Origin of the sequence: Tenacibaculum aiptasiae (genome assembly GCF_008806755.1) — a bacterium.
GTDB classification, from domain to species: Bacteria; Bacteroidota; Bacteroidia; order Flavobacteriales; family Flavobacteriaceae; genus Polaribacter; species Polaribacter aiptasiae.
Genome location: NZ_WAAU01000054.1, coordinates 1 through 273 on the forward strand (window position 1 = coordinate 1; position 273 = coordinate 273).

Here is a 273-nt window from a genome sequence, read left to right on the forward strand (position 1 = left end):
TTGAGAAATTAAAGTTACTAATCTTCCTTTAGCTTCTATTAGTGAAGTTGTGTTGGCAAAACTTTCAGATTTGAAAGGAGCTAATTTTTCATTTAAAAGATATTCTGTATAGTCATTTTGAAATTGAGAAAAGCTACTCGTAATATCTCCTAATAGCAAAGGAGGAAGTTTTTCAATAGGAAAAGAAAATTTGTCTTTATCTCTGTTAATAGTGTCTATAGTGTTTTTCAATAACAAAACATCTTTATAAGAAGCACTATTTTCGATTACAGC

At 28.2% G+C, this 273-nt stretch carries 1 pseudogene; it reads right to left on the reverse strand.

The features are described from left to right. Window positions 1–273 (reverse strand): annotated as a pseudogene (locus F7018_RS18625) (HlyD family secretion protein); the annotation flags it as partial.